We start from the raw sequence: 24,238 nt of genomic DNA on the forward strand, positions 1-24,238 counted from the left end.
TTTACTGCACGAAGAGGAACTCGGAGGACATCACCAGGGCGGAAACGATGTTCCGGTAGCCCTCCTCACCGGACGCTTTCACTTCATCGAGCATCCAGCCCATTTCCTCCGAACTCGGCGGACGGCTCAGGATGGTCACATAGAGTCGGCGGATCTTCTCCTCGTCGCTGCTGGCACCTTCGAGGCTCTTGTAAAGGTGGGCTCCAGAATTGTTCACCAGCTGCTTCTGGACGTAACCGTTCATCAGCGAGAGCACCTGACCGACGTTCGGCTCGCGGCTCGATCCATCGACGACGATGCGGTCCGACTGGCCGAAGAGATAGAGCAGGTGGTCGCGCGGCGCCGGGCTCGGCAACTCCGAGGCACGCACCGGGGAATTGCTGCCGTAGCGGTGAACCTGGTTCATCATCATGCTGTCTCCCCCGCCCGAAGCACCGCTTTCACCGCGGACATCGGCGAGCAACTTGTCGAAGTAGGAACGGACTTCCTCCTCGGACTTCAGCGCAAGCACCTCCTTCGAGAGCTGCACCATGTTCTTCTTGCCGACCAGCACCGGCTTGTTGCCGACGTAAATCCGGTCATCAACCGTGCGCCGCGGCTTTTTGTCCGGGTCGCCGGAAGCCAGGGTGATCAGGGAATCCCAGAGCTGCTCGGACGACAGGCGGGCAAGCTGCCGGCCGTGAAAGTCGTCGCCGGTGGCCACTTTCGCCGGCTCCGGATTCGGGACAAACTGGAAGGTCTTGGTGTTGAGCAGCACCTTCTGGAACGCGCGGAGGTCGTAATCGAGGTCCACCATCAGCTTGATCAAGGTCGCCATCAGCTCCGGATGGTGAAGCTCTTTCGTCGGCTTGTACTCGTCGACCGGCTCATAGACCCCGCGTCCCATGACCCGCTTCCACATCCGGTTGGCGGCCACCGAGGCGAATTGCTCGCCGGTCTTGGTGGTGATCCATTCCGCCAGCTCCTCACGGCCGCCGCCCTTGTCGCTGCGCTCCGAGATCCGCACCGACTTGCCGAACGGCGTCTTGGCACCGATCATTTCTCCCGGCTGGCCGTCACGGTACTGATAGTCGTCCGGCAGGCGGATCTTGCCGGCCCCTGAGCCTCCGAGGCTCAACCCGTAGACCCGGTCCCACATGATCTGCGCCACGCTGTAGTCGATCGACTGACGGCGTTCGCCGTCATTGATCTCGTCCCACAGCGACCGCATGTAATTGCGGCGCATCGCGTCCTGACCTTCGGTGAAGGCCGCGAGTTCGTAGAAGTCATGCCGTTCGGTCTCGCCGAACGGATCGTCGTGGCACTGCGCGCACTCCATGCGCGAGCCGAGGAACACCCGCATCGTATTCGCCAGGTTGTCCAGCGGCATCCCGCGGTCGCGGGTGTAGTAGCCCACCGCGGCGCTTTCCGGGGCCCAACCGTCGCCCTTGGAGGCGATCAGGGCATTGGTAAAGTCGTCCCAGTGCATGTTGTTTTCGAGAGCCGAACGGATCCAGCCGCGGTAGGCCTCGAAGTTCCCGTTGAAGCCCGGCTTGCCATCCGTCACCCGCAACAGGTCGAAGGCCCAGTTTGTCATGTGACTGGAATAGCCGGGGGACTGGATCAGGTAGTCGATCAATTGGACCCGCTTGGTCGGGTCATCGATTTCCAGGAAAAACCGGGCCTCCTCGGTGGTCGGAATCCGGCCGATCGCCACGAGAAAGGTGCGGCGCAGGAAGGTCGCATCGTCCGTCACCTCGGGTACGGCGAGCTTCTGCTTGCGATACCAGGAGGCCACATGACCGTCGATCGAGCGCGCCGCCTTGGCAATGAAGGCGGGATCGTCGGCGGGGGAAGGTTTGTCGGCGGCAAATCCGCACGCGCTGGATAAAATCAGGCACGCGAACAGGCCGGCAGCTGGGGTTTTCATGGTTTTCAAGGGTTCAGGAGAGGCTAGCAGCGGGAATCTTAGCGTCAATCCACCAGACTTTCCGGGATTCGGGCGGCTACGCACTGCTTGTCAGACATCTTTCGAAGAAATGTGCCGGGGTTGAACCCTCCGAATTGAAGAAAGTTGCAGTGAATCGGAAAGAGCGCCCCCACGCCTCCAACCGTCGGCGGCAAGCGCCGGCGGTACACGGCGGCGCGGCAGGCCCCGGAGGACCTGCCGCGCGATTTCCCATTCGATCCAAAAGCCGGACCTCAGTCGACTTTCACCTCGATCTGGCGCGGTTTCACCGCTTCCTGCTTGCCCAGGTGAATGTTGAGCACGCCGTCCTTGAAATCGGCGCTGACCTTCTCCGGATCGGCATTTTCGGGAAGCTGGAAGCTGCGGAGGAAGCTGCCGTAGGCACGCTCCACCCGGTGATACTTCCGGCCCGTTTCTTCCTTCTCGATCCGGCGCTCTCCGCTGAAGGTCAGCTGGCCGTTTTCGACCGTGACCTTGACGTCCTCGCGTTTGACCTCGGGCAGCTCGGCCTTGATCACATACTCGTCGGCGTCCTCCGTGATATCCACGACCGGCGTCCATTCGGCGACGGTGAGCGATTCGCGGGATTCGTCGTTCTTGAGTGAAGCGGAACTCTGGAGAGCGCTAAGCACGCGGCTCTGGAGGTCCTGCATTTCACGGATGGGATTCCATTGTCTGAGGGTATTCATGATGGTGCTTGGTTGGTTAGGCGGAGGGTTTCAGTTGCCGGGCAGGTCATGGTCTCCGCCGCATTCCGACCTGCCACATCACCTCAATCGCAATCGACATGCCACTGCCAGAAGCAACACAAGCCACTGGTTATCAATCCACCCACCCCGAAGCCACCCGTCGCCCGGCGACAGCTTGACGCAAGACCTGGACGGGATGTCCCGGCCCGCCGCGCCAAGCTGACACCCGGACAGCGCTGGAGGAGCCAGCGATGCCGCACTTGAACTCAAGCGTGTCTGATTTTCTCCGCGTGATGACTTTCGTCTCGCCAGCCCTCCCCGGTTCTGGCAGATGACGCACTCCAAAAAACTTTCCGACGTCCCCCGCAAAAACGCGGAGCGTCCCCCCGCGGATCGGTTTCCCACCAACCAACCGCCATGCACCGCACGATCCGCTTCGCCGCGCTCGTCCTCTGTTTTTGCACCGCTGCCCGGGCCGACCTGGATCTCGACAACGACGACCTGGGCGATGTCTGGGAGGCGAAGTATCGACCGGCGGAACTCCTGCCCGGCAATGACGACGACGGCGACGGGCGCAGCAACCGCGAAGAGTCCGAGGCCGGCACCGACCCGCTCCAGGCTTCCGATGTCTTTTCAGTGAGTGACATCACCCTGCTTGGCGGCCAGGTCGAGCTGAGGTGGCCCAGCCAGGCGGGAAAGGTCTATCAGCTCCAGACTACCGCCGATCCCGGCGACGAAGCTTCCTGGCAAATCCTTCCGGGCGTTCATCCGGGGACCGGCGATGAACTCGCGGCGACGACGGCGGCTCCCGTTCAATCCCCGTCCTTCTTCCGGGTCGTGGTAGCGGACACGGATACCGACGGCGACGGACTGACCGACTGGGAAGAGCTCCAGACCGGGCACGATCCCGCCATGAATCACGTCCACATGGGAATGGGCGATCTCCAGCACCTGACCATGGAACTGCAGGCCGAGCCGGTGATCACGATCTCAGCACCGGACAACGATGCCACCGAGCCCGCCTCATCGCCGGCCGCAAATTCCGGGATGTTCCGGATCCAGCGCACCGGCGGCATCGGCCGGGTCGTCGTGTCCTTGGCTCAATCCGGCTCGGCCGGCCCGGCGGACCACGAGGCCTTGCCCGATAGCGTGGAGATCCCGCTCGCGTCCACCGGCGCGGATGTACCGCTGATCCCCTCTCCCGACGCCCTTCTCGAAGCCGACGAGGTGGTGGTCCTCGAGGTCGGGTCCAGCGCCACTTACGCCAAGGGCGCCGCGGATTCGGCCGGAGTGTTGATCCACGACCACGTGCAGGCGAATGGCACCGGTCTCACCGCGAACTATTGGAAGCATCCTGACAACACCCGGGACCAGCCGGTCTTCACCGGGACCCCGGATATTTCGCGGATCGATCCGGTCGTCGACTTCGACAGCGACCTGACGCCTTGGCCCGGAGCGCCGGTCACCACGACACTTCCCTACACCGATTACTATTCCAGCCGCTGGGAAGGCGAGTTGCTTCCCGAGTTCTCGCAAGTCTACACGATCTACGGGCGGACCGACAGCGCCGGGCGGGTCTGGATCAACGGTCAGCTGCTGATCGACAACTGGCCGGCCTCCCGGGAAAGCAGCGCGATCATCGCCTTGGACGCGGGCAAGCGCTACCCGGTGGTCTTCGAGCATTACAACAACACCGGCCGTAGCCGCGCCACCTTGTCTTGGAAGTCGGCCAGCCTGGAAAAGGAGGTCATCCCGCAGGCCCGCCTGTTCCCGGACACCCCGCCGCGGATCCTCGGCCCCTTCGAAGCCTGGGCCTTTGTCGGGGCTCCCGGATTCAGCTACCGGATCGAGGCAAGCGGCAGCCCCACGCTCTTTTCCGCCGTCAATCTTCCGCCAGGTCTCGCATTGGATCCCGTGAGCGGCGTGATCAGCGGCGACCCGGTGACACCCGGTCAATGGCAGGTCGCCCTGACCGCCACCAACACCCACGGATCCGGGTCCGCCTTCCTCGACCTGACCGTGATCGAGACCAGCGGCAGCATCACCCGCGAATTGTGGACGGGCGTGGCCGGATCCGAGGTGGCCGACATCCCGCTCGACACCGCACCCGCTTCAACCACCCCGCTCGGATCATTGGAATGCCCCGCCGACACCGGTGACGACTACGGGGCGCGCATCCGCGGTTTCCTCACCGCGCCCGCCACCGGCGAGTACCGCTTCTTCCTGCGGGCCGACGAAGCCGCGGAGTTCCACCTTTCCGATGACGACGAACCGGTCAATTCGTGGCTGCGCGCCGCTACCACCGTCGCGACGGGTTCCGGCGATTGGTCGGATGCCGTCCCGTCCGCGCTGCTGCACCTCGAGGCCGGTCGGCGCTATTTCCTCGAGATCCTCCACAAGGAAAGCAGCGGCAGCGACCACCTCGCACTCGCCTGGGCCAAACCCGGCGACCCCGACGACAGCCCGTCGGAAATCATCCCCGGCTATCTCCTCACGCGCTACGAGGACGTGGCGCTGGGCTCATCGCCCGACGGCACCCTCTATTTCACCGCCCTGACCCCTCAGACCGGAGCCGTGACCAATGCCTACGGTTCCTGCACGCTCCGCCTCTCCAGTGACAAGACCACCGCCTGGGTAACCCCGACCTTCGGCAACCTCGGGTCGCCCTTCCAGGGAATGCACGTCCACGACACCCGCCTGCCATCCTCGTCGAACATCGTCTTCGACCTCGACGAACCCGGCGTGGAGCACCTCGCGGACGGCTCCTATGTCTGGGAAATCCAGGACGTCGGAGGCCTGACCGCACAGGAAATCGCCGACGGCCTCGCCCAGTTCGCCTACCTGAACGTCCATACCGTCAACTATCCAAGCGGCGAGATCAAAGGCTTCTTCCGCGCCCTCGATGGTTCCGCCACCTTCACGCCGCCGCCTCCCCCGCCCGAGTGGACGGGCGAACCCGCCACTTCGAACTCCGCCCCCAAGGCGGCGGCGAGGTTCCTGCAACAGGCGACCTTCGGGGCGAATCCGGACGACATTGCCTCATTGCAATCGATGGCATCCTACGAGGACTGGATCGACGATCAAATCGCCTTGCCGGTGTCCGAGCATCTTCCCTACGTCGAGTCGCACCGCAACGTCACCAACCCCAACAACTCGGAGTTCTCCGGGTCGCAAACCTTCAACTCCTGGTGGCGGACCTCGGTCCAGGCCGACGACCAGCTCCGCCAGCGGGTCGCCTTCGCCCTCAGCCAGATCATGGTGGTGTCGGAGTCCGGTCCGCTTGACAACCGCGCGAGCGCGCTGTCGGGATTCTACGACACCCTGCTCGCCCATGCCTTCGGCAATGCCCGGGACCTGCTGGAGGCCGTGACCCTCCATCCCGCAATGGGCCGCTACCTCGACATGTTGCGGAACGACAAGCCGGACCTGACCAAGGGCAGGATTCCCAACGAAAACTACGCCCGGGAGATCCTACAGCTGTTCTCGCTGGGCCTCTACCGCTTCCATCCCGACGGCTCGTTGATCCTGAATTCGAAGGGCGTGCCGATTCCCGTCTACGACCAGGACGCGGTCATCGGACTGGCCCACGTGTTCACCGGCTGGGACTACCAATACGACGGCGACTACAAGACGAGCTTCAGCGGTTCGTCCAACTGGACCGAGCCGATGCGCGAGGTCCCGGCCCGTCATTTCACCGGCAGGAAGCGCATCCTCAACAACGTCGTGCTGCCGGGCTTGCCCGAACTCAACGGGGTCCCGCTCGATCCCTACGCCAGCCACAGTAGTTCGACCATCTCCGGAGAGCCGGTGTTCCAGGCGCTGGCCCGGGAAGAGCTTGAGGCGGTGCACGACCAAATCTTCAACCACCCCAACCTCGGCCCGCTGCTGTGCCGTCAACTGATCCAGCGGCTGGTCACATCGACCCCCAGCCGCGGCTACATCCACCGGGTGGTCGGCAAATTCAACGACAACGGCAGCGGTATCCGGGGTGACCTCGCGGCCGTGGTCAAGGCGATCCTCCTCGACTACGAGGCCCGCTCGAACGTCGCGGCTTCCGCCCCGGGATACGGAAAGCTGCGCGAGCCCTTGCTGCGAGTCACCCAGCTTGCCCGCGCCTTCCGACCCGAGAACAATTTCGGCGGAACCTACGTCCAGGACGGCGGGCTGATCACCGTCGACTCGTCCCCGACCGTCCACCGCCTGACCGGCAGCCAGAAGGTCTTGCTCGGATTCTCCGGCGCGGGCACTCCCGCAACCGACGGCGATTACGCGCTGAGCACGACCTACCCGCCGACCGATACCAGCTTCACCGTCCGGACCCAGGACACCTACCGCTGCAGCTGGGCCCAGTCCGGCACGACCATCACCGTCACCACGCCCGGCAGCCACACCTTCTCTCCCGGCGAACCGGTTTACCTCCGCTACCGCAGCGGCGGCGGAGGTGTTCTTGTCGACGGTGTCCAGACCATCGACAGCGAGCCGGCAAGCAACACCTTCACCGTCACCGCGCCCGACTCCGCAGAGCGCAGCGGCGATTGCGACGCCTCCTATCTCAGCGGCTCCTACCGCCAGGACTCGGACGGTGTCGATACGGCCAATACGATACTCACGATCACCAGCGGAACCGTCACCGGCCTCGGGGTCGGAGGAGAAGTCGAAATCCGGTTCACCCCGAAAATCGGACAGACCTCAACGCCGGATGACGGGATCTACACCATCGTCGCCGTCGACGCCGTCGACGCCCGCAAGTACACCCTCGAACCGGTCAGCGGCACCTTGTCGCTCGATGACAACCTGGACGGAACCTTCCGCGCCGCCGCCCTCAGCCCCGTCCTCGACCGCAGTGGCGATGTCGTTTCCGGCTACTCCGACTGGAACGTCGGCAACACCGACACCGACCTTGGACAGACCCCGCTCGGTTCGCCGACGGTGTTCAATTTCTTCGAGCCCGACTACCAGTTCCCCGGGACCCTGGCCGCCAACGGACTGACGACTCCCGAGTTCCAGATCAGTTCCGACACTAACGTCATCCGGCAGGCGAACTACTTGTTCGGGGGCATCTACTCTACCGGCAGCACGACCAGCTTGACCTCCGGTTACACCAACGGCTTCAGCAGCTTCAAGCGGGGGGGCCATGACATCATGATGGACTTCGCTCCGTGGATGGATCTCCGCCCCGGCGGCAGCGGCTACTGGACCGACGACGCCAACCTCCGCGACCTGATCCGCGAACTCTCGGCCCTGTTGATGGCCGGACAGATGAGCAGCGCGATGGAAGACGAAATCTACAACTTCACCTCGAACACCGCCAACATCTCCTACTCCACGGCCAGCGACTCGCAGCGCCGCAACCGCGTGCGTGCGGTCATCTACTTCATCGCCGTTTCCCCCGAGAGCGCGATCCAACGCTGAACGCTTCACCCTGAAACGACCATGTCCTCGATCGAACAAGACCGCGCCCGCCTCCTCCGCACCCGCCGCGACTTCTTCCGCACCGCCGGCTGCGCGGCGATGGGATCGCTCGCCGTCTCGTCCACCATCCGCGACTTCCGTTTGATCAACTCGGCGCTCGCCCAGGGCGGCGGCGCCGGCAGCTTCGACGACTACAAGGCGCTGGTGTGCATCTTTCTCAGCGGAGGCAATGACAGCAACAACCTCGTGATCCCGCGCGGCGCCAGCCACGCGAACTACGCTGCGATCCGCCAGAACCTCGCCGTCCCTGAAAGCGAGCTCCTGCCTTTGACCCCGCTGAACAACGACGGCAACGAATACGGCTTCCATCCGTCGTGTCCGGAGCTCGCCGGTCTCTTCCATGAGCGAAAGCTCGCGCTCCTGTTCAACGTCGGTCCCTTGGTATTCCCGACCAACCGGGCGCAGTACAAGGGCAAGCTCGTAGCCCTCCCGCCCCAGCTCTTTTCCCACTCCGACCAGGTCACCCACTGGCAGACATCACTGCCGGACCAACCGCCAAAGACCGGTTGGGGCGGACGCATTGCCGATCTGCTTCACCCCTATCAGAACGAGCTCCTTCTCGACCCCGTGGAGCGGGCGCGGATTTCCCTCTGCACCAGCATCGCCGGTTCCAACACCTTCGAGGTCGGCGCGAGCGTCCAACAGTACCACGTCTCGACCAGCGGCGCGGTCACCCTCGCCGGCGCAACCCCGGGTTCGACGCGCGAGGGAGTTGTCCGCAGCCTCGCCCAACTGGCACAGTCCAATCTCCAGGCCTCGGCCTATGGCGACGTGATCGACAACGCGATCGCCGCCGGGACGGTGCTGAACTCGGCCATCGAACCTACCGAAGCCTGGACCTGGGACGTCCCCTTCCCGGATGTCTCGCTCGCCCGCCAACTGAAGATGGTCGCCCGCATCATCGCCGGACGGGATGCGTTGAAGATCAAACGCCAGATCTTCTTCGTTTCGGTCAACGGCTACGACACGCACACCTCGCAGGTCGGCGGCAACAACGACGATCCCCTGACCGGCTCACACGCCAACCTGCTGGCCGAACTGAGCGAATCGATCGCCGCCTTCCAAGGCGCCATCGAACAGATCGCTGCCGATCCGACTTACGGCGGAGGCGCCCTCACCGACAGCGTTGTCGGCTTCACCGCCTCCGACTTCGGCCGCACTTTCCCGACCAACGGCCAGGGCAGCGACCACGGCTGGGGCGGCCACCATCTCATCTTCGGTGGTTCCGGCGATCCGGCGAGCGGCGCGGTCGCCGGGCAGCGGACCTTCGGCACCTTCCCCGTGCACCAGGTCAACGGTCCCGATGACACCAGTACCGGCCGCTGGATCCCATCGACCAGCGTCGATGAATACAGTGCGACACTCGCGAAGTGGTTCGGGGTCGACGCCACCCACCTGCCGGTCGTCTTCCCCAACCTCGGGCGCTTCGCCACGCCGGATCTTGGATTCATGCGGAGCTGACGGGACGATGAAGCATCTCCTCGTCACCCTGCTGGCCGTCTTCCTCTTCGCCCTGCTGCTCTGGCGCCCTTGGGAATCCGAAACTCACGTATCCTCGGCTCCCACGCCTCCTCCTGCAGCGGCGCCCCCCGCCGCCGCCGATGCCATCACCGCGGCAGACGTCGCCCCGCCCGTGCCTGCACCCACAGCGATACCGACCGGCTTGACCGGTCCCGAGATCCAGCAAGTGCGGGATGCCATCGACAACCTCGAGTTCGTGTTCCGCGACTTTGCCAATGCGCTCGGCGGGAATCCGGTTGGCACCAACGCGGAGATCACCGCGGCCCTGCAGGGCGACAATGCCAAGCAACTCCAGCTCGATGTCCCTGAAGGATCGACCGTCAACGAATCCGGTGAACTCTGCGACCCCTGGGGCAGCCCGTGGTTCTTCCACCAGCTCAGCGGCACCCGGATGGAGATCCGGTCGGCCGGCAAGGACCGGAAGCTCTACACCGACGACGATTTCGTCCGCTGAAGTGGACCTGACGGCCACGAAAAGGCGCCCGTTTCGGGGCGGCTCTTTCTTGAAAGAGTGGCGGAGCGGACGGGATTGCCAAGGCCATGCCGCCGAGCGGCTGCGCCGATGGAAGGAAGGTCGCGAAGCTCCCGCGCATTCGAACCGGGTGCCTCATCCCGAAGCGGGATTCGTCAGGGCTCGAGTCCCGCCCGCTCCCGCTGAATCTCCGGCGATCCAACCACGAAAAAGCCGCCCGTTTCGGGGCGGCTCTCTCTTGAAAGAGTGGCGGAGCGGACGGGACTCGAACCCGCGACCTCTGCCGTGACAGGGCAGCATTCTAACCAACTGAACTACCGCTCCTTTGTGGTAGTCGGACCGCCTTGCGGCGTGGGCGGGACGCTAGGGGGAGGCCCCGACCCGTGCAACATCATTTTTCACTTTTTCTGACCTTTTTCCGACCCTCATCCGAGCTGCTCGGCGACCGCGTCCAAAGAGGCCAGATCCTCAATGGAATACACCGTCGCGTCCTTCTCGATCTTGGCGACGAGGCCGGCCAGAACCTTGCCGGGACCCAGCTCGATGAAGGTCCGGTGACCCATTTCCACGAGCTTGCGGATCGACTCGGTCCACCGCACCGATCCGGTCACCTGGTTCTCGAGCATCAACCGGATCTCGCCTGGCTCCGAGACCACGGATGCACCGAAGTTGCAGACCACGGGGATCGCAGGGGCCTGCATCGGCACGCCGGCCAGTTCGGAGGCCAGCTTGTCCTGGGCGGACTTCATCAGGCGGCTATGGTAGGCGCCGGCGACGTTCAACTTGATGGCGCGGCGAATGCCGTGGTCGCGGGCCTTTTCAACAGCGGCGTCAATGCCGGCAACCGGACCGGAGAGGACGATCTGACCCGGAGCATTGAAGTTCCCGACATCGACCCCGCATTCGTCGGCGAGCGCCTTGACCGACTCCTCGTCGCCTCCGATCAGCGCGGCCATCGAGCCCTCGGTGGCTTCGCAGGCTTCCTCCATGAACAAGCCGCGGCGCGCGACGATCTTCAGGCCGTCCTCGAAGGAAAAGGTGCCAGCCGCGGCATGGGCCGTGAACTCCCCCAGCGAAAGCCCGGCAGCGGCCACCGGGTTCAAGTTGCCGACCCGCTCCTTCAGCAGGGCGAGCGCGACCAGGCCGTGCAGGTAGAGCGCCGGCTGGCAACGGGAGGTCCGGGTCAACTCCTCGTCCGGGCCTTCGAACATCACCGACGACAGGCTGAACCCGAGCGCTTCGTCGGCCTTCCCGAACAGCGTCCTCGCGGTTTCCGAGGCCTCGTGGAAATCCTTGCCCATGCCCACCTTCTGGGCGCCCTGTCCTGAGAATAAAAGTACGGCGTCACTCATCGCGCCCCCTGTCCTAAGGCGCGACAAGGGAGCGGAGCAAGCACGGCCTTTCAGGCAATGATCTCCCGGATCGGATCCGCCCCTTCCACCCCGACCAGACGCTGGTCCAGCCCCCCGTAGAAGTAGCTCAGGTGGTTCGGGTCCAAGCCCATCTGCTGCAGGACGGTGGCATGGAGGTTCTTTACCTGGACCCGGTCCCGGACCGCCTCGCCGCCCAACTCGTCGGTCTCACCGAAGCTGGCGCCGCCCTTGATCCCCCCGCCCGCCATCCACATCGTGAAGCCCTTGGAGTTGTGGTCGCGCCCGCTGCCGGTGGCATACTCGGCGGTGGGCTGGCGCCCGAACTCGCCGCCCCAGATCACCAGCGTCTCGTCGAGCAAGCCGCGTTGCTTGAGATCCTTCAAAAGTCCCGCGACCGGTTTGTCGGTGTTGCCCGCGTGGTACTCGTGGTTGGTCTCCAGGTTGCCATGGGCATCCCAGTTGTCGTCGTTGTGCGCCCCACCCGAGTAGATCTGGATGAAGCGGGTGCCGCGCTCGACGAGCCGGCGGGCCAGGATGCACTTCCTCGCGAAGTCATCGGTGCGCGTCCCGTCCATCCCGTAGAGACGCTTGACGTGGTCCGGCTCGTCGTCGACGTCGATCGCCTCCGGCGCATTCGCCTGCATGCGGAAAGCCAGTTCATACGAAGCGATCCGCGCGGCGAGATCGCTGTTGTGCTCGCGGCCCTTGAGATGCGCCCCGTTCACGTCGCCGAGGAAGTCGAGCAGCGAGCGCTGCTGGACCCGGTCCATCCCCGGCCGGTTCGAGAGGTTGAGGATCGGACTTCCCGAGGACCGCAGCACCACACCCTGGTAACTGGCGGGCATGTAGCCGCTGCTCCAGTTCTTGGCGCCGGATATCGGCCCCCCGGTCTTGTCGAGCATCACCACGTAGCCCGGCAGGTTTTCATTGAGCGAACCGAGGCCGTAGTTGAGCCAGGAACCGAGCGTCGGCTTGCCGCTCAGGATCGAGCCGCTGTTCATCATCAGCATCGCCGACCCGTGGATCGGGGAATCGGCGGTCATCGAGTGGACGAAGGCGAGGTCATCCACGCAGCTGCCGATGTGGGGAAAGAGCTCCGACACCCACTTGCCGGACTCCCCGTATTGCTTGAAGCGCCACTTCGGACCGACCACCCGGCCCTCGTTCTTCTTGCCGCCGCGACCGAAGGTCTTGATGGCCACCGTCTTGCCATCCAGATCGTACAACTTCGGCTTGTAGTCGAAGGTGTCGACGTGGCTGGGACCGCCATACATGAACAGGAAGATCACCGACTTCGCCTTGGCGGCGAGCTGTGGCTGTTTCGGCGACAGCGGATTCCCGAACCCGGGCTCCGCGCCGAAGGCCCCATCGCGCGACAGCATCCCGGCCAGCGCGAGCGAGGTGAAGCCTCCGCCCACCTGATGCAGGAACTCCCGGCGATGAATGCGGCGACAAAACCCGCCGTTGCTGGACAGGACACTCATGGTCAGTCGAGGTAGATGAACTCGTTGAGGTTGAACATCGCGAGCGCGAAACGCTGGAGCGCGTCCCCGGGCGTCAGCTGGCCCTCCGCCTTGAGCGTGTGGATCAAGGTGAGGGCACGGATGATCTCGATCTCTTCCGGCTCGCGGGTCAGGACCAGCTCGAAGGCGCGCACAACCTGCGCGTGCAAGTCGTCCGGACATTCGGCCTGCAACCGTGCCGCCAAGGCCGCCGCCTTATCATGGATGAACTCGCTGTTGAGCATCGCCAACGCCTGGGTCGGCACCGTGGTCGTGAAGCGGACGGGGCACGGATTGTCCACCTCCGCGAAATCGAAGTCCGTGAGCATCGGCGGCAGCAGCGAGCGCTTGATCTTCACATAGATGCTGCGCCGGTTGGCTTGGTCGGGCGGACTGAAGCCCCATTTGCCCTCCTTCGTCGATGAGGTCGCCAGCACCTCCTCGGGCATCGGCACGAAGACGCTCGGACCGCCCATCTCGGGATTCAGCTCGCCGGTAACGGTCAGGATCGAATCCCGCAGTTCCTCCGCCGCCAGGCGCCGTGGATTGAATCGCCAGAACAGGTTGTTGTCGGGATCGACCGCGGCGTTCGCCGGTTTCGACGAACTTGCCATCCGGTAGGCCTTGGAATTCAGGATCAAGCGGTGCATCGCCTTCATGCTCCAACCCCGGGCGACGAACTCCGTGGCGAGCCAATCGAGCAACTCGGGATGAGTCGCCGGCATGCCGAGGAAACCGAAATCGTTGGGAGTGGGACAAATGCCGCGTCCGAAATGATGCTGCCAGATCCGGTTGACCATGACGCGGGCGGTGCGCGGGTTGTCCGGCCGGGTCAGCCACTCCGCTAGCGCAAGGCGACGGCCGCTCGACGATGCATCGCCGGACTCGGGAGGAATCGACGCGTCTTCCCCGCCCCAGATCGCCGGGTAGCCCGGGACCACCACCTCTCCTTCCGAGTGGGCATTCCCGCGGATCATCACGTGGGTCGGCGGGATCTCCTTGCGCTCGGTGATCACCATCGCCTCGACCCCCGCCGAGCTCCTGAGCTCCCGGATTTCCTCCATCCGCTCGCTGGCGAGCCGGTAGGCCTCGCGCTCGGCCGCGCCCACCGAGCCGAACTCGGGGTTGAGCACGATGTCGCTGCGGGTGATCGCATCGATCTCGATCCCGAGGTCGAAGAACTGGCCGCCGAAGTCCTGGCTCACGTGCACCGCGAGGACATTGCGTCCGGTTTGCAGGGCCGCCATGAAAGCCGCCGGCGCGGGGATCTTCGCATACTCGGTCGACCAGCCCTCGCGGTGCAGGACCGGCTGGCCGTTCAGGTAGATCTCGATGGCATTGTCGTGATAGAGATGCAGCAGCAGCGACTTGGGCAGGGACTCCAATCCGAAGGTCGTCTGCAGCCAGATCTCCGGTCCCGTCCAGACCGTGCGGGCCTGGACGCCCGGCGCCGCCGTGCCGAAGCCCGCGGGCCCCTGCCGCCAGCCTTCCTGCTCCGCCCTGAAGCCGACCCTCGACCACTGGTCGCCTGGATACTCCTCGGTGTAGTGCCAGATCGTCGGCCGCAGCCGGCCGTCGGTGATCAACCAGCGGCTCATCGGCGTCAGCTTCGTCACCCGCTCGGCGATGTCCGATCGCGTGCGGCTGACACTTTCGAAGGCCGTCTCCTCGATGGCATCCATTTGCCGCCGGATCCCCTCCTCTTCCATCGAGAGGCTTTCCAGCTGCAGGTCACGGGCCTCGACCAGTTCCGGTGTCTCGATGACCTTCGTCTGCCGTCCTCCCCGGCCCATCGGTTCGATCCCGCGGAAAAACGCCGCGAACCGGTAGTAGTCGGTTTGGGGAATCGGGTCGCCCTTGTGGTCGTGGCAACGCGCACAGCCGGCGGTGAACCCGAGGAAGCCCTCGGTCACCGTCCGGACGTTGTCGTCCAGGACGTCGTGGTAGTTCTGCACCGGATCGGCGGGATCATCGTCCCATGCCATCAGCCGCAACATCCCGGTTGCGACCTGCGAATCCACCGTCTTGTCCGGCAATTCGTCGCCGGCAATCTGCTCGGCAACGAAGCGGTCATAGGGCTTGTCCTCGTTGAAACTATGAATGACGTAGTCCCGGTAACGCCAGACGTAGGGCTTGTCGTTGTCGCGCTCGAAGCCGTTCGATTCGGCATAGCGCACCAGATCGAGCCAGTGCCTGCCCCATTTCTCCCCGTAGGCGCTCGATCCCAGCAGGCGGTCAACCTGCCTCTTCCAGGCGTCGGGCGAACCGTCCGCCTCGAAGTCGCGGATTTCGGCGAGGGTTGGCGGTAGCCCGGTCAGGTCATACGACAACCGCCGCAACAAGACCGCGCGCGGGGCCTCGCCGACCGGCACCAGCCCCTGCTCGTCGAGCTTCGCCCGGATGAACGCGTCAACCGGGTTCAGGTTCCACTCCGGATCCGACGACACCGGCGGTTCCACCCGCACCATCGGGCGGTAGGACCAGTGGGATCGGGTCTTCTCGTTGACCACGGTGACTCCCGCCAGCGGATCGTGCACCTCCACCAGGCGCTCCGCATCCTCCGGGGTCCACGGCGCCCCCATCGACAGCCAACGCCGGAGCTTCTCCCGATCGCTGTCGGCGAGCTTGCCGCGGGGCGGCATCTGCAGGTTCTCGTCCTCGTAGGAAACCGCCCGCAACAGCAAGCTGCGATCCGGTTCAGCCTCGTCGAAGACCGCCCCGTGATCCCCTCCCTGGAGCAGCCCGCGGCGGCTGATCAACTGCAAGCCGCCCCGGACCTTCGGGGTCCCCTTCTCGTCGAGGCCGCCGTGACACTTGAAGCAGTTCTGCTCGAGGATCGGCTTCACCTCCTCGCGGAAGAACTGCACGCCATCGCTTTCCACGGCACCGGACGACGCCGCGATTCCTATCGTGCCGAAAGCGATGGCGATGCCGCGCCTCATGCAGTCTGCGAAAGCACGGCGCCGAATCGGCCCGAGATTTCGTCGGCATGTGCCTTCACGACGGCACCGAAGGCATCAAGCTGGCTGTCGGGGATCCGCGACGACGGGGCCGTGATCCACAGGGCCGCGATCACGCCGCCGGTGGCTCCGCGGATGGCCGCGCCGATGCAGGTCTGGCCTTCCATCTCCTCCGCCAGGTCGAAGCCGTAGCCGCGCTCGGCGACTTCCTTGAGGTGTTCGAGGAACTCCTCGTGCGAAGTGATCGTGTTGGGAGTGAAACGCGGCATCTTCAGCCGGGCCACCCGTTGCTTGCGCTCGTCTTCCGGCAAGCCCGCCAGCATCGCCTTGCCCGGCGCCGCCGTGTGCAGGCAGAAGCGGGTGCCGGGATCCACCGCGAACTTGAAGTGATGGGTGCCCAGCGCCTGGTCGAGGACCACGCCCTCGTCGTCCGCCAGGGTGCCGAGCAGCGCGGTCTCCCCGGTGACGTCGCGCAAGCGGCGCATCACATCGATCGACTTTTCAAAAAGGTTCGCGTCAGTCACTGACATCGCCCCGAGCACCAGCAGGCGCGGGGTCAGCCGGTAGCGCTTGGTGTTCTCCACCTTCTCGAGGAAGCCGCGGTTTTCCAAGGTCACGGCAATGCGAAACGCACTGTTTTTCGGGATCTTCAGTTCGACGCCGAGGTCGCTGACATTGATGCCTTCGGGCCGGGTGCTCAACAGCTCCAGCATCACCAAGGCGCGATCGAGATTCGGAACAATGTAACGGGCACGCGGGTTTTCACCACTGTCCCAATCGGTTTCGTTTGTCATATGGAACGATCGACCCGTATTTCAAACGGGATTGCACCCGTCATACAGATCCAAACGGTGTTGGCTATCACAAATTCAGCCAGCGGGTGCCCCAGACAATCACAAAGGGCAAGGTAATCAGGCTGACCAGCGTGGTGGCGATAACCACCTGAACCGCAACGCCCGGGCGACCACCGTAGATCTTCGCCAGCATGATCGGGGTCATGGCCGACGGCATGGCGGCCTGCACCACCAGCACCTGCTTGAGCGACACCGGGGCCGGCAGGAATTTTGCCATCGCCAGCAGGAAAAGCGGTAACACGACCAGCCGCACCACGCAGCCGCCGATCACGATCCGCTTGGAAGGCCGCTCCTCCCCGACCAAATCCATCATCAGGGCGCCGGTGATCAGGATCGCCACCGGAAAGGCCCCCGCCCCCAGCCAGCTCATCGCCTGCCGCAGGGGCCCGCCGATGGAATGCACCTCGCCCGCATCTCCTTTGGCCAAAAACCCGTCCAATCCGCTGCCCACCAGCACCAATCCCAGCAACACCGAGATGACCGGACCGTTCACCATCCGCCGCCAGGGAATCTGCTTGTCGCCCGAAATCAGCATCACGCCCACCGACCAGATCGCCAGCTCCACGCCGAGATTATGGACGAAAAGCATCGCGGTGGCGCCCACGCCCCACACCTGCTGCACCACGGGAATGGCGGTGTAGCCGAAGTTCTGGACGCCGGCCGAAAGGGTGAAGGTGCGCTTGCCCGCGCCGCGCTGGAGCCGCAGCGCGCCCGCGGCCAGCCAGGCACCGCCGAAGCTCAACACCGTCAGCGCGAAGCCGAGGCCGATCCCCCAGAGCACCGAGGACGGTTGGCGGATGCTGTCGCTGCCGATGATCTTGTCGAGGATCAGGCAGGGGTAGAGGACATTGAACACCAGCCGGAACACCGGTTCGTCCTGTTCCCGGGTCAAGACGCCGAGGCGGCGCAGCACCGCGCCCGCGAGGATCAGGAAATAGACCGGCAGGACCGCCGCGAGAACCACCTTCGATGCATCCACGGCGCGGAGCATTTCCAGCCGCCCCGCGGACCACAAGCCGGATCACCCGATTCCACCACTTCGCCGCCCGGATCTAATGGTTAGATCATTCACCTTGCTTGATAGATCGGATGTTGGAATGAACCACCTGTGCCCACGTTGACAGCCCCCGCTGGAACGATCCCGCTACGACCGCTTTTCCTCGCCCTCGGACTGGCCGCAGGAGCCTTGGCCCGCCACGCGGCGGCTGCGACCGGCGCGCTTTCCGACCCCTTGCCGGACCCATCGTCGTCCGGCCTTTCGGTCGAACTCAGTCCCTGGATCACCATTCCGGCCAGCAGTTCCGGCAGCCCCAAGGCGCGCATCAACCACCTCAAGCCCTGCCCCGGGGACAGCCGTTTGTTTTGCAACGACCTCCGCGGCAAAATGTGGGCGATCAGCGACAACGCGGCATCATCCGCCACGCTCTACCTCAACCTTGCGGACCATTTCCCGAAGTTCATCCATACCCCGGGACTCGGCACCGGTTTCTCGTCGTTCGCCTTCCACCCCGAATTCAACCAAGCGGGCAAACCGGGTTTCGGAAAGCTCTACACCGCGCACAGCGAGACGGTGAACGGTCGCGAGCCCGACTTCACCGGGCCCCTCAACCCTAACCTGTCGCAGCTCGGGATCGTCACGGAGTGGACCCTGTTCGCCCCCGGCGCCAGCGCCATCAGCCCGACCAACGCGACCCGCCGCGAGCTCATCCGCTTCGGCTTCCCCTACAACTACCACGACCTGCAGGAAATCGCCTTCGACCCGACGGCGAGCCCGGGGACGGAAAACTACGGTTGCCTCTTCCTCTGCCTCGGCGACGGCGGCTCGGTGGTCATCGATCTCCCGGAGAACATCGGCCGCATCGACTCACCGCTGGGATCGATCCTCCGCATCGCCCCGATCCTGGCGGACGGCCAACAAGCGGCCGACTTCTCGCTTTCCGCCAACGGCAACTACTACATCCCCAGTGCGACCTGGAATGCCAACCCCTACTTCGGAGCCGCCGATCCCACTCCCGGCGACGGCTTTCCGGTGGTCCGTGAGATCTATGCCAACGGCTTCCGCAATCCCCACCGCATCACCTGGGACGACGGGAAAATGCTCTGCGGAAACATCGGCGAAAGCATGGTGGAGGAGGTCGAACTGGTCAGCAAAGGGTCCAACCACGGTTGGCCGTCCCGCGAGGGATCGTTCCTTTTCACCGCCGCCGACAAGACCCACGTCTACCCCTTGCCCGCACCGGAGTCGGGCGGCTACGCCTATCCGGTCTCGCAGTATGACCACGACGACGGCCGCGCCGCACTGATCGGCGGCCATGTCTATCGAGGAGCATCGATCCCCTACCTGCAGGGCCAGTATCTCTTCGGCGACAATGTCAGCGGGGATCTCTTCGTCGCCCCGGTCGCCGCGATGAACCGGCCGGCCGTCACCGATACCGGCGAGACGCCCGTTGCCGCCCGCACCCTCGCCATCAAATACAACGGCGTTGCCACCACCTTCCGCACCATCCTCGGGGCCAGCCGCGCCGACCTGAGGTTCGGGATCGACCACCATGGCGAACTCTACCTGCTCTCCAAGCAGAACGGCACCATCTACCGCATCCAAGCGGATGCGTCGAGCGCCCCTCCACCTCCCGCGGGCACCGCCGCCGACTGGACGGTCGGCGCCGACTTCGAATCGGGATCGGTCGCGGACCTCAGCACCTCGACGCCCGGCAGTTCGGCCCAGATCGTCAACGATCCCGCCGAGGGACCGGTCAACCGCGTCCTGCGCATCCGTTCCGCCGGCAGCACCACCCTCAACGCCAGCTTGCCGATCCCACCCATCCCCGACGGCAGCCGCGCCACCGTTTTCTTCCGCTTCTTCCTCCGCGACCAGAACCACGACGCCCACTGGGGTCTCAGTGAGAAGGCCGAGCCATCGACCTCCAGCCACTTCCGCGTCCGACTGCGGTCATCGGGCCAAAGCGGCTACCTCGAGGTGCGCGACAGCTCGACCTACCTCCAGGCCGCCCCCGTCCGGCCGGACGTCTGGTATTCCGCCTGGCTCGACGTCAACAACGCCGCCGGAACCTCGGGAGACAAGTTCGACCTCTACCTTCAGGGCGGTGAACTGGGTGTCCCGACCCTGGTCAAATCGGGGGTCCGTTTTTCGTCCGGCACCACCTCCGCCCTCCAGACCTTCTTCTGGCACATGGGACCGGGTACCGAGATGTATTTCGACGACCTCCACACCGACACCAGCCACCTCAATCTCACCGACCCGAGGACCGCCGACTGGCGCCTCGTCGATGCCTTCGAAGGCGAAAATCCGTTGGAAAGCTGGGATCTTCCCGGCGTCGGCGACCAAGCCGTCAGCATCGTCACCGAGCCGTCCGGCAACCACTACTTGCGGCGGGCCGCAGGAGCATCGGGCGTCCCCAACCCGCAAGCGATCGCGGCCAAGCGCCTGCCATTCGACACCCAGGTCAGCCGGACCCTGACGCTCTTCTTCCGCCTCCGGCTCGAGGGCGGAAACCTGCACCACTCCCTCGGGGCAAGTGCCACCGCGCCCGCCGACCCGGCGAATTTCACGGAAGACGACTTCGCGCCGCAGTTACTGATCGATGCAAGTCCCACTCCCGGAACCCTTCATCTCTACGACGGCCCGGCCGGCGTCGAAGGCTTCACCGATGCGACCATCCCGGCCCTTGAAAGCAATCTCTGGCACAAGGTCTGGATCGTCGCCAACAACCGTGGGGCCGCCTCCGGTGGACAGGTCTGGCAGGCCTATGTCCAGGACGACAGCCACCACAGCCCCGTCGCGCTCGGGCCTCCCGTCCATTTCCGCCGCCAGGCGGAAAGCCCGATCACCCACTTCCTGTCGATCGCCTCCAGCAGCAGCGGCGCCGACAATCAGGCGATTCATCTCGACGACCTCCATGCCTTCGAAGGCCAGAGCCTCATTGATCCGCTGGCTCCGGTTTGGCAGCCCACCACCCTGGCCCGCAGCGGGAACTCGATCGTTCTCGGCCATCCGACCTCAGTGAACCGCGCCTTCCAGCTTTTCGAATCCGCCGACCTGAAGGGCTGGCTGCCGCTCGGCCCGTCGGTCGAGGGCGACGCAAAATGGCGCGAGCTGACCGTGCCGATCGCGCACGAGCGCCGGTTCTTCCAAGCCGCCGAGCTGTCCCGCCGCAGCTACCACGCGTCCTCCTGGACCACGGACTTCCCCGGTCCCGATCTCCCGGCCGGGATCACGCTCCTGGCCTCCAGCGCATGGTCCTTCGAACCCGGCCGGCTGACCCTCACGGCGACCGGGCTCCAGGTGTCCGGCATGGTCGAGCGCCCCAGCGGCTACGCCCTTCTGCCCGGGGACTGGCGAAATGCCACCCTCACCGTCGAAGCCCGGACCTTGCGGCCGGCATCCACCACCCAGCGCGACATCGTCCTGATCTTCGGCTACGTCGATGAAACCCACTTCTACTACGTTCCCCTGAGTTCAAGCTCCGACGGCATCACCCGGAACGCGATCATCAAGGTCGATGGCGACACCGCCACTCCCATCCAGTCACCGGCCGTCCCGCCTCCCGTCCTGGGATCGGACTGGCAAACACTGCGGGTCGTCCACAACGCCAACGGATCGATCTCCGTCCACGTCGACAACCTCGCCACGCCCGTGATGACCGCAACCGACACCGCCTTTCCCGCCGGCCGGCTCGGCATCGGATCCTGCGACGACCCGGCGGAGTTCCGCAGAGTCACGATCAGCGGAGACAAACCCTGAAATGTTCCGTCATCGCATGGTGGACGGACACCCGCCACTCTGCTAAGTTCCGGAGGATCACCCCTTTTGTTTTTCCTGGTGTTCGGATGGTCCATCCCTCCGGTCCGCAAGGGCCGGAGGGATTTCATTTGCGGTGCTTCAGCGGTTCCGAAGCGTGGCGAAGGTGATCGAGCCGAACACCAGCAGCGCGAGCAGGATCGCGATCACCAGCATCACTTTCATCAGCCTGCTCGACCGGTATTTCACATGCGGGGTCTGTGCGATGATCTCCTGGTAAGCCGGTGAGAAAACCATCGCTCCCTTCTTGCTGTAGAAAATGACCAGGCAATAGATCCCGATCAATGTCCCCACCGGGAACTGGATCAAACCGATCACCGAAAACACCGTCGCGGCGATCCGTGACCACGGTTTCAGGCGACGAAGGCCCCAGCCGACAAAAACCTGGGCGACCAGCAATCCGAGAACAATCAGGATGATTACCGCCTCCAAGCCACCGATGCCCCGGCTGACATCTTCGGAGGAGGCCCGGGCCGCCAGGGAGATAAATCCCACCACCATCACGATCACGCCGAGAAAAAAGAGCGTCCCGATGCTTTTCACCGACGCCTCGTGCTTGATGTGAGCCTGACGCACCGCTTCCGCGTCGCTGGCCACGGGTGCCACCACCTCCTCGACCGCCGGCACCTGGTAGGGATTCTCTTCCATGGCATCAAACTGCCCTCACCGCGGCCAGCCAAGCAAGCGGGATCCTCAGTCCACCGTCCCCCTTGCACTTCCCGGCCGGCCCCGTTACTTCCCGCCCATGGACCTTTCCGATTTCCGCAAGGAGTACTCCGACCGCGGCCTTCACCGCGAAGACCTCGACGTCTCGCCGATGGTCCAGTTCAAGACCTGGTTCCAGCAGGCCGTCGAGCTCGGGCTCCACGAGCCGAACGCCATGAGCCTCGCCACGGCCGATGCCCTCGGGCGCCCCCTGCTCCGCACCGTGTTGCTGAAGTACTTCGACGACGGCGGCTTCGTCTTTTTCACCAACTACGAAAGCCGCAAGGCCCGCCACATCGCGGAAAACCCCCAGGTCTCGCTGTTGTTCCCGTGGATCACGCTCGAGCGCCAGGTCATCGTCCAGGGCCGGGCTGAAAAGGTCTCGACCGCCGAGTCCTTGAAATACTTCACCTCCCGCCCCCGCGAGTCCCAGCTCGGCGCCTGGGTTTCCAGCCAGAGCTCGGTGATCTCGTCGCGCAAGCTGCTGATGCAGAAGCTCGGTGAGATCAAAGACAAGTTCAGCCACGGCGAGATTCCGCTGCCCTCCTTTTGGGGCGGATTCCGCGTTGTTCCCGAATCGATCGAATTCTGGCAGGGGGGCCCGGCCCGCATCCACGACCGCTTCCTCTATGTGAAAGCGGGAGACGGCTGGGATGTCTCCCGCTTGTCGCCCTGATGCCGGTGCCCGCGACGGAGGAATCGGGCCGGAACATCCTGGAAACGATTCGCTTGAGCAAACGGAGTTGTCATACTAATTTTGGCGACCATGGAAGGAGACGACGAATTCTCCCACGACTCCGACGAGGCGGTGCGACAACTTTATCCGGTGCTCCGGGCGATGGCCGGGAAGCGGATGGTCTTCGAGCGGGCCGGGCACACCTTGCAGCCGACCGCATTGGCCAACGAGGCGTGGCTCCGCATGCACGGCGGACGCGACCAGGTCTGGCGCAACTCCACCCACTTCTGCACCGCGGCGGCGAAAACCATGCGGCGGATCCTCATCGACCGGGCACGCCGCACCCGGCGCCAGAAGCACGCCGGCAAGCTCCGCCAGGTCCCGGTGGACTATGCCGAAAGCAAGCCCGCCGATGACGATGAACCGGATGTTGACCCGAGCGGCTACGTCGGCGGTATCGACGCGTCGATGAGCATGCGACAGGTGATCGACGTTTCGTCCCTGGCATCCGCGATCGATGAAGGTGCCCAGACCGTCTTCCTGGATTTCGCGGTCTTCGACAACGACGTCGCGGACCAGTCGATGGTCACCCTGGAGTTCCTCGACGCATCGGACAACGACCTCGGCTACCGTTCCGTCTTCGAGTCCGGCAATTACGGCCCGGTCTGGAAGACCATCCAGCAGGCCGCCTACCCTCCCGTCGGAACCCGCAAGATCCGCCTGACCATGGCCTCGATCAAGAACCTGGCCGGCGGCACTTCCGTGCGGAACATCCACTTCGACAACGTCCGCGCCCGTCTCGTCGACTTCGATGCCGAGATGGATGACATGCCCGACGACTGGGAGCTGGCCCACGGCCTCGACCCGGACGACAGCGGCGACGCTGCGACCAGCGCCGACATCGAGGTCACCGATGGCACCGACCCGCTCGATCCGGACTCACCGGCGCCGAACCTGCAGATTGTCAATGTCATCACCACCCGGGATGGCACCGGCCAGGTTACCAAGGTCGAGGTCGTGGTCCGCGGGCTCAATGTCAACAAGACCTACAAACTCGTCCGCGGCACCGACCTCGCGACCTTCCCGGACATCGTCGACACCTACCAGCCGGCGGCGTCGACCGACAGTTTCATCGATTTCTCCCCGCCGCCGAAAGCCAGCTCGTCGAAAGCTTTCTACCGCGTGGGAGATTAGGGACGCCGGCGGGCCGTTTTGGGTTGCGACCCGCCCGACCTCCCGAACCAGGC

General features: G+C 64.7%; 14 protein-coding genes and 1 tRNA gene. 6 read left to right on the forward strand and 9 right to left on the reverse strand.

Annotation, left to right across the window (positions count from 1 at the left end):
• Window position 1: 1 nt before the first annotated feature.
• Together IG178_RS05480 and IG178_RS05485 are read right to left on the reverse strand one after the other, a co-directional pair.
• Window positions 2-1,909 (reverse strand): DUF1549 domain-containing protein, encoded by a 1,908-nt coding sequence (locus IG178_RS05480; RefSeq protein WP_193211519.1) that lies wholly within the window; start codon window positions 1,907-1,909, stop codon window positions 2-4.
• A gap of 272 nt (window positions 1,910-2,181) precedes the next feature.
• Window positions 2,182-2,637 (reverse strand): Hsp20/alpha crystallin family protein, encoded by a 456-nt coding sequence (locus IG178_RS05485; protein WP_193211520.1) that lies wholly within the window; start codon window positions 2,635-2,637, stop codon window positions 2,182-2,184.
• A gap of 417 nt (window positions 2,638-3,054) precedes the next feature.
• Here IG178_RS05485 and IG178_RS05490 point away from each other — a divergent pair, with 417 nt between their 5' ends.
• From IG178_RS05490 to IG178_RS05500, 3 genes are read left to right on the forward strand one after another with little or no spacing between them, the layout of a single operon-like run.
• Entirely contained in the window at window positions 3,055-8,049 is a 4,995-nt protein-coding gene (locus IG178_RS05490) for a DUF1800 family protein (RefSeq protein ID WP_193211521.1), read from the forward strand.
• 21 nt (window positions 8,050-8,070) lie between these two features.
• Window positions 8,071-9,570 carry a DUF1501 domain-containing protein gene (locus IG178_RS05495; protein WP_193211522.1) on the forward strand — a complete coding sequence of 500 codons (1,500 nt, stop codon included), beginning with the start codon at window positions 8,071-8,073 and terminating at the stop codon, window positions 9,568-9,570.
• Between the two features lie 7 nt (window positions 9,571-9,577).
• Window positions 9,578-10,084: a hypothetical protein gene (locus IG178_RS05500; protein WP_193211523.1), complete on the forward strand. Its 507-nt coding sequence runs from the start codon at window positions 9,578-9,580 to the stop codon at window positions 10,082-10,084.
• Between the two features lie 265 nt (window positions 10,085-10,349).
• Here the strand turns inward: IG178_RS05500 and IG178_RS05505 are convergent.
• From IG178_RS05505 to IG178_RS05530, 6 genes are all read right to left on the reverse strand, one after another.
• Window positions 10,350-10,426: transfer RNA gene (locus IG178_RS05505), tRNA-Asp, on the reverse strand.
• A gap of 101 nt (window positions 10,427-10,527) precedes the next feature.
• The gene (fabD, locus tag IG178_RS05510) at window positions 10,528-11,454 is read right to left on the reverse strand and encodes an ACP S-malonyltransferase (RefSeq protein WP_193211524.1); all 927 of its coding nucleotides are present in this window, start codon (window positions 11,452-11,454) and stop codon (window positions 10,528-10,530) included.
• A 50-nt stretch (window positions 11,455-11,504) separates the two neighbouring features.
• A complete protein-coding gene (locus IG178_RS05515; protein ID WP_193211525.1) occupies window positions 11,505-12,959 on the reverse strand; it encodes a DUF1501 domain-containing protein in 1,455 nt (484 codons plus the stop codon).
• A 2-nt stretch (window positions 12,960-12,961) separates the two neighbouring features.
• Window positions 12,962-15,919, reverse strand: coding sequence for a PSD1 and planctomycete cytochrome C domain-containing protein (locus IG178_RS05520; protein WP_193211526.1), 2,958 nt, complete (start codon window positions 15,917-15,919; stop codon window positions 12,962-12,964).
• Window positions 15,916-16,731, reverse strand: coding sequence for an IclR family transcriptional regulator (locus tag IG178_RS05525; RefSeq protein WP_193211527.1), 816 nt, complete (start codon window positions 16,729-16,731; stop codon window positions 15,916-15,918). The genes IG178_RS05520 and IG178_RS05525 overlap by 4 nt, the downstream gene beginning before the upstream one ends.
• Window positions 16,732-16,798: 67 nt before the next feature.
• On the reverse strand, window positions 16,799-17,770 hold the full coding sequence (locus tag IG178_RS05530) for an AEC family transporter (RefSeq protein ID WP_193211528.1): 972 nt from the start codon (window positions 17,768-17,770) through the stop codon (window positions 16,799-16,801).
• A gap of 138 nt (window positions 17,771-17,908) precedes the next feature.
• On the opposite strand from IG178_RS05530, the gene IG178_RS05535 reads away from it, so the two are divergent.
• On the forward strand, window positions 17,909-21,553 hold the full coding sequence (locus IG178_RS05535; RefSeq protein ID WP_193211529.1) for a PQQ-dependent sugar dehydrogenase: 3,645 nt from the start codon (window positions 17,909-17,911) through the stop codon (window positions 21,551-21,553).
• Window positions 21,554-21,691: 138 nt separating this feature from the next.
• Here the strand turns inward: IG178_RS05535 and IG178_RS05540 are convergent, their stop codons facing one another.
• Window positions 21,692-22,258 (reverse strand): hypothetical protein, encoded by a 567-nt coding sequence (locus tag IG178_RS05540; protein ID WP_193211530.1) that lies wholly within the window; start codon window positions 22,256-22,258, stop codon window positions 21,692-21,694.
• Between the two features lie 97 nt (window positions 22,259-22,355).
• On the opposite strand from IG178_RS05540, the gene pdxH reads away from it, so the two are divergent.
• Together pdxH and IG178_RS05550 are read left to right on the forward strand one after the other, a co-directional pair.
• The gene (gene pdxH, locus IG178_RS05545; protein WP_193211531.1) at window positions 22,356-22,991 is read left to right on the forward strand and encodes a pyridoxamine 5'-phosphate oxidase; all 636 of its coding nucleotides are present in this window, start codon (window positions 22,356-22,358) and stop codon (window positions 22,989-22,991) included.
• A 90-nt stretch (window positions 22,992-23,081) separates the two neighbouring features.
• A complete protein-coding gene (locus IG178_RS05550; protein ID WP_193211532.1) occupies window positions 23,082-24,185 on the forward strand; it encodes an ECF-type sigma factor in 1,104 nt (367 codons plus the stop codon).
• The last annotated feature ends 53 nt before the right edge of the window (window positions 24,186-24,238 follow it).

The sequence above is a fragment of the Neoluteolibacter marinus genome (assembly GCF_014904755.1).
GTDB lineage: Bacteria > Verrucomicrobiota > Verrucomicrobiia > Verrucomicrobiales > Akkermansiaceae > Haloferula > Haloferula marina.

Coding starts and splice junctions, on each gene's coding strand:
- IG178_RS05540 (WP_193211530.1), bottom strand. CDS start 22,258: ATGGAAGAGAATCCCTACCAGGTGCCGGCGGTCGAGGAGGTGGTGGCA.
- IG178_RS05500 (WP_193211523.1), top strand. CDS start 9,578: ATGAAGCATCTCCTCGTCACCCTGCTGGCCGTCTTCCTCTTCGCCCTG.
- pdxH (WP_193211531.1), top strand. CDS start 22,356: ATGGACCTTTCCGATTTCCGCAAGGAGTACTCCGACCGCGGCCTTCAC.
- IG178_RS05520 (WP_193211526.1), bottom strand. CDS start 15,919: ATGAGGCGCGGCATCGCCATCGCTTTCGGCACGATAGGAATCGCGGCG.
- IG178_RS05515 (WP_193211525.1), bottom strand. CDS start 12,959: ATGAGTGTCCTGTCCAGCAACGGCGGGTTTTGTCGCCGCATTCATCGC.
- IG178_RS05480 (WP_193211519.1), bottom strand. CDS start 1,909: ATGAAAACCCCAGCTGCCGGCCTGTTCGCGTGCCTGATTTTATCCAGC.
- IG178_RS05495 (WP_193211522.1), top strand. CDS start 8,071: ATGTCCTCGATCGAACAAGACCGCGCCCGCCTCCTCCGCACCCGCCGC.
- IG178_RS05525 (WP_193211527.1), bottom strand. CDS start 16,731: ATGACAAACGAAACCGATTGGGACAGTGGTGAAAACCCGCGTGCCCGT.
- IG178_RS05550 (WP_193211532.1), top strand. CDS start 23,082: ATGGAAGGAGACGACGAATTCTCCCACGACTCCGACGAGGCGGTGCGA.
- fabD (WP_193211524.1), bottom strand. CDS start 11,454: ATGAGTGACGCCGTACTTTTATTCTCAGGACAGGGCGCCCAGAAGGTG.
- IG178_RS05485 (WP_193211520.1), bottom strand. CDS start 2,637: ATGAATACCCTCAGACAATGGAATCCCATCCGTGAAATGCAGGACCTC.
- IG178_RS05490 (WP_193211521.1), top strand. CDS start 3,055: ATGCACCGCACGATCCGCTTCGCCGCGCTCGTCCTCTGTTTTTGCACC.